Raw genomic sequence first — 9,713 nt, 5'->3', positions numbered from 1 at the left:
CCGATCGGGTGGATCGGGGGGAGGTAGACGACGTCGAAGCCCATCGCGGCGATGCCCGCGAGGCGTTTCGCCGCCGTGCGGAAGGTCCCGTGGGGTTCGGCCGCCGTGCCCTCGGAGCGCGGGAAGAACTCGTACCACGAGCCGAACAGCGCCCGCTCCCGCTCCACCAGCAGCGCGCGCGGCTCGGAGGCCGTCACCAACTCCCGCAGCGGATGGCGGGCGAGGATCCGGTCCACCTCGGGCGTCAGCGCGGCGGCGAGGCGGGCCGCCGCCGGGCGGGTCTCGTCGCGGAGGGCGGTGACCGCGCCGCGCAGGACGGGCCGCAGGCCCCGGCCCTTCGGTACCCCGGCGATGGCGCGTTCGTACAGCCGCGCGCCCTCCTCCAGGACCAGGTCCGTGTCCATCCCGGCCGGGATCTTGATCTCCGCGTGGTGGCGCCAGGTGGCGACGGGGTCGCTCCACGCCTCCACGACGTACGACCAGCGGCCCGGCGCGTCCGGAGTGACCTCGGCGCCCCAGCGGTCGGTGCCCGGGGCGAGCTCCCGCATCGGGGTCCAGGGGCCGGGACGGCCGTCCGGATCGCGGAGGACGACATTGGCGGCGACCGCGTCATGGCCTTCCCGGAAGACGGTGGCCGACACCTCGAAGGTCTCACCGGTCACCGCTTTCGCGGCCCGGTGGCCGTGCTGGACGACCGGCCGGACATCGAGGACGGGGATGCGTCCGATGCCGGGCGGTGTGCCCGCCGCGGAGGGTGGCTCCGGGGCGGGTGGTGCCGTGCCGGCGGGGCCCGCGGGGGGCGTGGCCGTACCGGGTGTCGGGGGTGCTGACGAGTGGTGCGTGGCGGGCATGACCGCTCCTGTCCGCGTCAACGTGGGTGTGGGCGGATGGGTGTGGGGAGGTGGGTCCTGCGAAGGAGATCCCGTACTGCGTCTTGGGGGGTGTACCGGTGGAGCCTTCCCACCCTATTCGGGTTAGCAATCCGGCAGGTTGCTAACTACTTACACGCAGATCTCCGGAAAAGATCCGGCCCCGTCCTGGGCGGACGGGGCCGGAGCCGTCACTCCCGCACTACGACCGCGGTACTTGCAGAAGTTTGTCCGGCGAACCCGGTCCTTCGCCGGACACCTTGCCGGAGACCGCCTCCGCGACGAGCGCCTTGGACACCTGTGCCGGTGTGGCGCGCGGGTGAGTGCCGAGGTAGACCGCCGCCGCGCCGGCCGCGTGCGGCGACGCCATCGACGTGCCCGAGAACGTCGCCCGGCCGGTGTCGCTCGTGTACGACGCGGAGGTGATCGAGACGCCGGGGGCGAACAGGTCGACGGCCGGGCCGTAGTTCGAGAAGGCGGCCCGCCTGTCGTCGCGGCCGGTGGCGCCGACCGTGATCGCCTGCGGCACATCGGCGGGGGAGTACAGGCCGGCCGACCGGTCGTCGTTGCCCGCCGCCACCGTGTACGTGACTCCGGAGGCGATCGAGTTGCGTACGGCGGCGTCGAGCTGGGTGTTGTGGTAGCCGCCGAGGCTCAGATTGGCCACCGCCGGTTTGCGCGCGTGCCGGGTGACCCAGTCGATCCCCGCGATGACCTGCGAGGTCGTACCGGCCCCCGCGTCGTCCAGGACCCGGACCGAGACCACCCGGGCCCTTTTCGCCACGCCGTAGGTGGTGCCCGCGATGGTGCCGGCCACATGGGTGCCGTGGCCGTTGCCGTCAAGGGCGGTGGTGTCGTCGTCGACGAAGTCCCAGCCGTAGCTCGCCCGGCCGCCGAAGTCCTTGTGGGTGACGCGGATGCCGGTGTCGATCACGTACACCGTCACCCCGTCGCCCCCGGAGCCCGGCGAACTGTAGCTCCCGTCCAGCGGCAGGCTCGGCTGGTCGAGGCGGTCCAGGCCCCAGGACGGCGGGTCGCGCTCGATCCGGCCGGCGCCGTCCAGGGCCACCCGGGTGTCCTGCGCGACCGAGGCGACCCGCGGGTCCGCCGCGAGGAGCCTGGCCTGTCTCGCGTTCGCCTCCACGGCGTAGCCGTTGAGTGCCGTGCCGTACGTACGGCTTATCGTCGCCCCGTACTTCGCCGCGAGCCCCTTTCCGGCGGCCGACGGAGCCTTCGTTCCCCCCTTGAGTGTCACCAGGTAGCTGCCGCTGACGGAGCCGGGTTCGCCGGCGCCGAGTATGGTCCCCTCCGGTGCGGCGTGCGCGGGCAGGGTGATGGCCGAAAACACCACGGCTGTGGCGACCGCGGTCAGTCCCCCCGCCCGGCGCAGACGCCGCGTACGCGTCCGTGCCATGGTCGAGTTCCCCTCCTTCAACTCTCCACTGGGCAGCCTCTCGTGCGGTGCGAAGCACCACAAGGGCGCACGAGGGTGCCTTTTCGGCCCAGGTCGCCCCATCTTCGGTGCGGGCCGTCAGTCACCGGCGACGCCCGCACCAGGGCCGGTACCGTCTTCAGAGACGACGACGCACATTGCCGTGTGTCATCCAGCGAACGCGCAAGGTGGAGCTGTGAAGGCGATCCGTCGATTCACCGTCCGTCCCGTTCTCCCCGAACCCCTCCGGCCGCTCAGCGATCTCGCGCGCAATCTGCGCTGGTCCTGGCACGCGGAAACCCGCGATCTCTTCCAGTCCGTCGACCCCGAGCGCTGGGCCGCCTCGGAAGGCGATCCGGTACGGCTGCTCGGCGGCGTCAGTGCCGAGCGGCTCGCGGAACTGGCCGAGGACCACCGCTTCCTGCGCCGGCTCACCGAGGTCGCCGGCGATCTCGCCGACTATGTGGGCGGCGACCGCTGGTACCAGGCCCAGTCCGGTGAACTGCCCGCCGCCGTCGCCTACTTCTCACCCGAGTTCGGTGTCACGGCCGCCCTGCCCCAGTACTCCGGCGGCCTCGGCATCCTCGCCGGCGACCATCTCAAGTCGGCCAGCGACCTCGGCGTACCGCTGATCGGCGTCGGACTCCTCTACCGGCACGGCTACTTCCGCCAGTCCCTGTCCCGGGACGGCTGGCAGCAGGAGACCTATCCGGTCCTGGACCCCAACGAACTCCCGGTGGCACTGCTGCGCGAGGACGACGGTGCCCCGGCGCAGGTCGCCATCGCGCTGCCCGGCGGACGCTCGCTGCGCGCCCGGATCTGGCTCGCCCAGGTCGGCCGGGTACCGCTGCTGATGCTCGACTCCGACGTCGAGGAGAACGACCCCGGCGCCCGCGGGGTGACCGACGTCCTCTACGGCGGCGGCAGCGAACACCGGCTGCTCCAGGAGATGTTGCTCGGGATCGGCGGGGTGCGCGCGGTGCGGACGTACTGCCGGCTGACCGGTCACCCCGAGCCGGAGGTGTTCCACACCAACGAGGGCCACGCGGGCTTCCTCGGCCTGGAGCGGATCGCCGAACTCTGCGACGCCGGGCTGGACTTCGACGCGGGCCTGGAGGCGGTGCGGGCCGGCACGGTCTTCACCACGCACACCCCCGTCCCGGCCGGAATCGACCGCTTCGACCGGGAGTTGGTCGCCACCCACTTCGGGCCGGACGCCGAACTCCCGCGCATGGACGTCGGGAACATCCTCCGGCTGGGCATGGAGACCTATCCGGGCGGCGAACCCAACCTGTTCAACATGGCGGTGATGGGCCTGCGCCTGGGCCAACGCGCCAACGGCGTCTCGCTGTTGCACGGGCAGGTCAGCCGCGAGATGTTCTCCGGCCTGTGGCCGGGCTTCGACCCGGAGGAGGTGCCGATCACCTCCGTGACCAACGGCGTGCACGCGCCGACCTGGGTCGCCCCCGAGGTGTTCCGGCTCGGCGCCCGGCAGATCGGCGACCGGCGCACCGAGGACGCGCTGACGGTCGGCGGCTCGGACCGCTGGGACGCGGTCGCGGAGATCCCGGACCAGGACATCTGGGAGCTGCGGCGCGATCTGCGCGAACAGCTGGTCGTCGAGGTGCGCGAGCGGCTGCGCGCCTCCTGGCGTCAACGCGGCGCCGGATCAGCCGAGTTGGGCTGGATCGACGGCGTGCTCGACCCCGAGGTCCTCACCATCGGCTTCGCGCGCCGCGTCCCGTCGTACAAGCGGCTGACGCTGATGCTGCGGGACCGCGACCGGCTGATGGATCTCCTTCTGCACCCGGACCATCCGATCCAGATCGTGGTGGCGGGCAAGGCGCACCCGGCGGACGACGGCGGCAAGCGGCTCGTGCAGGAACTGGTGAAGTTCGCCGACGACCCGCGCGTCCGCCACCGCATCGTGTTCCTGCCCGACTACGGCATGGCGATGGCGCAGAAGCTCTACCCCGGCTGCGACATCTGGCTCAACAACCCGCTGCGTCCGCTGGAGGCGTGCGGCACCAGCGGGATGAAGGCCGCGCTCAACGGCTGCCTCAACCTCTCGGTCCTGGACGGCTGGTGGGACGAGTGGTTCCAGCCCGACTTCGGCTGGGCCATCCCCACGGCCGACGGCACCGGCACCGATCCCGACCACCGCGACGACGTGGAGGCCGCCGCCCTCTACGACCTCCTGGAGCAGCGCGTCACCCCGCGCTTCTACGAGCGCGGCCAGGACGGCCTGCCCGACCGCTGGATCGAGATGGTCCGCCGGACCCTGACCCTGCTCGGCCCGAAGGTGCTGGCCGGCCGCATGGTCCGCGAGTACGTGGAGCGGCTGTACGCCCCGGCCGCGCACGCCCACCGCGCGATGACACCGGACGCGGCGCGGGAACTCGCCGCCTGGAAGGGGCGGGTGCGGGCCGCCTGGCACGGGGTGAGCGTCGACCACGTCGAGACGTCCGCCGCCACCGCCACGGCGGAACTCGGTACGACGCTGAATCTGCGGGTGCGGGTGGGGCTCGGCGGGCTCGGCCCGGACGACGTGGAAGTGCAGGCGGTGTCGGGGCGGGTCGATCCGGAGGACCGGATCGGGGATGCGGTGACGGTCCCCCTGAAACCGGCGGGCGGCCCGGACCAGGAGGGGCGCTGGCTGTACGAGGGGCCGCTCGCGCTGGACCGCACCGGACCCTACGGCTACACGGTCCGCATCCTCCCGGCACACCGACTGCTCGCCTCCGGCGCGGAGTTGGGACTCGTGGCGGTGCCTTCGGAGGACGCGGTGGAGGGGGCGGGGGTGCTGCTGCGCTAGGGCCCGCTCCGGACGAGCTGCCCTAGACCTCCGAGTAGGGAGCACACAGGCGGCGCAGTGTGCTCCCGCACCGGCGGGCGTACGCGTGCTGGAGGCCCCGGGTCGCCGGGCCGCTCAGCCGGGCGTACCACTTGGCGGCGCGGCTGAAGGCCGACACCGTCAGCCAGACCGTGCCGTCGCCCGTGCGGTCGACCACGAAGGCCTCCTCGCCGCACTCGGGATGGCCGGGGAGGGTGCCGTAGGCCCAGCCCGTCCTGCGGTGTTCCTCCACCGTCCAGACGACGCGGCAGGGGGCCTTGATCAGGCCCGCGAGGGTGACCGTGACGTCCACGCCGGGGGCGGCCCGCTCCGCGCTCGCCTCGATGCCGACGCCCAGTTCGCGGTGCAGCTCCCAGGTGAGGACCGCCTCGGAGGCCCGGCGGAACACCTTCTCGCCCTCGCCGATCCGGGTGCGCACATGGAGGGGGTGGAAGCCCGGAGGGCAGAAGCCGCGTTCGCGGGTCGCGCCGACGTCGTCGTACGTGAAGGACATGGGACCCAAGAGTAGGGCGGTACCCGGAGATGCCTTCGCTCCGGGTACCGCCCTGGGGTTCAGCCTGTCAACTCGACCGCTGTCAGCTGACGTTGACCGCCGACCAGGCCGCGGCCACCGCGTTGTACTCGGTGGAGCCGGAGCCGTAGAGGGCCGCCGCCGCGCTCAGGGTGCCGGTGCGGGCGCCCGCGTACTTGGTGGTCGACGTGAAGTACGTCGTCAGCGCCTTGTACCAGATCTGGAGCGCCTTGGCGCGGCCGATGCCGGTGACCGTGGAGCCGTTGTACGTGGGCGAGTTGTAGCTCACGCCGTTGATCGTCTTCGCGCCGCTGCCCTCGGACAGCAGGTAGAAGAAGTGGTTGGCGACGCCCGAGGAGTAGTGCACGTCGAGGTTGCCGACCGAGGAGGACCAGTAGTTGGCGGAGCCGCCGTCCTTGCTGGGCTGGTCCATGTAGCGCAGCGGGGTGCCGTCGCCGTTGATGTTGATCTTCTCGCCGATGAGGTAGTCACCGGGGTCGGACGAGTTGTTGGCGTAGAACTCGACGCCGGTGCCGAAGATGTCGGAGGTCGCCTCGTTCAACCCGCCGGACTCACCGGAGTAGTTGAGGCCCGCGGTGTTGGCGGTGACGCCGTGGCTCATCTCGTGGCCGGCCACGTCCAGCGAGGTCAGCGGGTGGGTGTTGCTCGCCCCGTCGCCGTAGGTCATGCAGAAGCAGCTGTCGTCCCAGAACGCGTTCACGTACGAACTGCCGTAGTGCACGCGGGAGTAGGCGCCGACGCCGTTGTTCTTGATGCCGCTGCGGCCGAACGTGTCCTTGTAGAAGTCCCACGTCTCCTGGGCGCCGTAGGCGGCGTCCGCGGCGGCGGTCACGTCGGTGGTGGAGCTGGAGGCGGTGCCCGTGCCCCACGTGTTGGTGGTGTTGGTGAACAGGGTGCCGGTGCCGGACGTCCCGTGCTTCAGGTTGTACGTCTTGTGGCTGCCACGCGAGGCGTCGGTCAGCGAGTACGTCGTGCCCGACAGGGTGGTGGTGAGGCTGACGGTGCCCGAGTACAGGGTCTTGCCGGTGCCCGTGGCGTTCTCGATGCCCTGGTACTCGAAGAGCTTCTTGCCGGTGGCCGCGTCGGTGATGACGTGCAGCTGGTTCGGGGTGCCGTCGTCCTGGAGACCGCCGACGACCGTCTCGTAGGCGAGGACGGGGGTGGCGCCGCCGGCCCAGATGACCTTGCGGGCACCGTCGGCGGCGGTCTTGTCCGAACCGGCGGCCTTGGCGGCGGTCAGCGCCTGCTTCTCGGCCTTGGCGACGGTGATCTTCGGCGTGACGGTGGCGACCTTGATGGCCGCCTTGTGGGCCTTGGTGACACCCTCGGTCTTGCCGGCCGGCGAGGTGTGCACGACCAGGTCGCCGCCGAGGACCGGCAGGCCCGCGTAGGTGCGCTCGTAGCGGGTGTGCACGGTGCCGTCGACGTCCTTGACGACGTCCTTGACGACCAGCTTCTCCTTGGTGCCGAGGCCTATCTGCGTGGCCGTCTCGGCCGCGTCGGCCTGCTTCTCCTTGACCAGCGCGGTGCGCGCGGCGTTGGAGAGCAGCTGCGGGGCGGCGGCGAGGGGGGCGGCCTTGCCCGTGGCGGGCTGGGCGGAGGCACCGGTGGTGACACCGGTCGCGAGCAGGGCGCCCGCGGCCACCGCGGTGGCGATGGCCAGGGTGGTGCGCTTGTGACGCGCGTAGAGGGGGGTCACGCAAGCTCCTTTGTGGGGGAGACCGGCAGCGTGGGGTTACTGACCGGTGAGGTTGTGAAGTTGCTGTGCTGAAGCGGCGTGAGGGAAGACTTGCACTAGGGGCGCGTACATGTCAGGACCCTCAAGTGATGTTGGCTCAAAATCGACTGTCTGATGAACGTTGCGGCCATGTAAACGTCCACAACACAGCGCCGCCCCGGAGTTGAAACCCCGGGGCGGCGCCCTGTTCGTGCGGCCTGAAGTGGACGGCTGGTTTTTACGGGAACGTAAGCTTCCAGCTGTTGATGTAGCCGGTGTCCTGTGCCGCCACGTCCTGGACCTTCAACTTCCAGACGCCGTTGGCGACTTCGGAGGAGGCGTTGACCGTGTAGGTCGCCTGCACGTTGTCCGCCGAGTCGGACGAGCTGGAGTTCTTCAGCCGGTACGTCGACCCGTCCGGGGCCACCAGGTCGATCACCAGGTCACCGCGCCAGGTGTGCACGATGTCGACGGTGACCGCGAGGTTCGAGGGCGCGTTGCCGGTCCGCCCGGAGACGGTGACCGACGAGGTGACGGCCGGTCCGTTGTCGGGGATCGACACGTCGGTGGTGTTCTCGAACGACGTGCCGCCACCGCCACCGCCGCCACCGGAGCGCGCGCCGACCGCTACGGCCGCCCACGCGTCCTGCACCGCCTTGTACTCGGCGCCCGTCGTGCCGTACAGCTCACCGGCCGCCGCGAGCGTCCCGGTGCGGGCCGCCGCGTAGTTGGTGGTGGACGTGAACTTCGTGGTGAGCGCCCGGTACCAGATCTGGAGCGCCTTGTCCCGGCCGATGCCGGTGACCGGAAGCCCGTCCGCGGTGGGCGAGTTGTAGCTGACGCCGTTGATGACCTTGGCGCCGCTGCCCTCGCTCAGCAGATAGAAGAAGTGGTTGGCGACGCCCGACGAGTAGTGCACGTCGAGGTTGCCGACACCCGAGTACCAGGAGTCCTTGGAGCCGCCGTCCTTGCTCGGCTTGTCCATGTAGCGCAGCGGGGTGCCGTCGCCGTTGATGTCGATCTTCTCGCCGATGAGGTAGTCGCCCACGTCGGTGGAGTTGTTGGCGTAGAACTCGACGCCGGTGCCGAAGATGTCGGAGGTCGCCTCGTTCAACCCGCCCGACTCGCCGGAGTAGTTGAGCCCGGCGGTGTTGGAGGTGACACCGTGGCTCATCTCGTGCCCCGCCACGTCCAGCGCCGTCAGCGGGTCCGCGTTGCCGGAGCCGTCGCCGTAGGTCATGCAGAAGCAGCTGTCGTCCCAGAACGCGTTGACGTACGAATTCCCGTAGTGGACACGGGAGTAGGCGCCGACGCCGTTGTTCTTGATGCCGCTGCGGCCGAACGTGTTCTTGTAGAAGTCCCAGGTCTCCGCCGCGCCGTAGTGCGCGTCCGCGCCGGCCGTCGCCGCGTTCGACGTGGTGCCGTTGCCCCAGGTGTTGCTGGTCTGGGAGAACAGCGTGCCGGTGCCCGAGGTGCCGTGGTTGAGGTTGTACGTCTTGTGGCCGCCGCGGTCGCCGTCGGTCAGGGTGTAGTTCGAGCCCGACTGCGTCGTGGTCAGCGAGACCGTGCCGCTGTACTGGGTGTTGCCGGTACCGGTGGCGTTCTCGATGCCCTGGTACTCGTACAGCTTCTTGCCGGTGGCCGCGTCGGTGATGACGTGCAGTTCGTTCGGGGTGCCGTCGTCCTGGAGACCGCCGACGACCGTCTCGTAGGCGAGGACCGGCTTGCCGCTCGCCGCCCAGATCACCTTGCGGGCGGAGTCCGCGGCCGACTTGGTGGAGCCGAGGGCCTTGGCGCGGGACACCGCCTGCCGCTCGGCGGCCGACGTCGTGACGTCCGGGGTGAGGTCGGCGACCTTGATGGTGGCGTTCGTCGCCTTGATGACCCGCTCGGTCGCACCCGACCTGGCGGTGTCGACGACCAGGTCGCCGCCGAGCACCGGGAGTCCGGCGTAGGTGCGTTCGTAGCGGGTGTGGACCGTGCCGTCGGCGTCCTTGATGACGTCACGGGCGACGAGCGTCTCCTTGGCGCCGAGGCCGATGTCCTTGGCGGTGGTGGTCCGCGCCGAGTCGGCGTCGCGGAGCAGCTCGGCACGCTGCGAGGGGGAGAGCGAGAGCGCCATGTGGGCCGGATTGCCCTTGCTGGCAAGGGGGTTGGCCGGAGCGGCGGAGGAGGTCGCGCCCGCCTGGACGGCCGCGGCGAGCAGAGCGGTGACGCCGGCTACGGCGGCTATGTGGGAGGTGCGTCTGCGCGAGGAATTGCTTCTCAACACTGACTCCTTCAGGACGGTCGCGGATCGCGCGACCAAG

6 protein-coding genes are annotated in these 9,713 nt (G+C 70.8%); 1 reads left to right on the top strand and 5 read right to left on the bottom strand.

All coding sequences use genetic code 11. From position 1 onward, the window contains the following. The coding region (locus ACIQPR_RS37940) for a maltotransferase domain-containing protein (protein WP_403658144.1) at positions 1-851 on the bottom strand (851 nt) is incomplete at its 3' end. A 220-nt stretch (positions 852-1,071) separates the two neighbouring features. Then, on the bottom strand, positions 1,072-2,283 hold the full coding sequence (locus ACIQPR_RS37935; RefSeq protein ID WP_403658141.1) for a S8 family peptidase: 1,212 nt from the start codon (positions 2,281-2,283) through the stop codon (positions 1,072-1,074). A gap of 214 nt (positions 2,284-2,497) precedes the next feature. On the opposite strand from ACIQPR_RS37935, the gene ACIQPR_RS37930 reads away from it, so the two are divergent. After that, complete coding sequence (locus ACIQPR_RS37930) at positions 2,498-5,116, top strand: glycosyltransferase family 1 protein (RefSeq protein ID WP_403658138.1); 2,619 nt, start codon at positions 2,498-2,500, stop codon at positions 5,114-5,116. A 22-nt stretch (positions 5,117-5,138) separates the two neighbouring features. Here the strand turns inward: ACIQPR_RS37930 and ACIQPR_RS37925 are convergent, their stop codons facing one another. From ACIQPR_RS37925 to ACIQPR_RS37915, 3 genes are all read right to left on the bottom strand, one after another. Further along, positions 5,139-5,648, bottom strand: coding sequence for a DUF1990 family protein (locus ACIQPR_RS37925; RefSeq protein WP_403658135.1), 510 nt, complete (start codon positions 5,646-5,648; stop codon positions 5,139-5,141). 82 nt (positions 5,649-5,730) lie between these two features. Next, a complete protein-coding gene (locus ACIQPR_RS37920) occupies positions 5,731-7,386 on the bottom strand; it encodes a M4 family metallopeptidase (protein WP_403658132.1) in 1,656 nt (551 codons plus the stop codon). 256 nt (positions 7,387-7,642) lie between these two features. Next, positions 7,643-9,673 carry a M4 family metallopeptidase gene (locus ACIQPR_RS37915; protein ID WP_403658129.1) on the bottom strand — a complete coding sequence of 677 codons (2,031 nt, stop codon included), beginning with the start codon at positions 9,671-9,673 and terminating at the stop codon, positions 7,643-7,645. Between the last annotated feature and the right edge of the window lie 40 nt (positions 9,674-9,713).

Source organism: Streptomyces sp. NPDC091280 (genome assembly GCF_044768565.1).
Taxonomy (GTDB): domain Bacteria; phylum Actinomycetota; class Actinomycetes; order Streptomycetales; family Streptomycetaceae; genus Streptomyces.
Note: the sequence above shows the minus strand (reverse complement) of the source record. Positions and strands in the feature narration are given on the sequence as shown.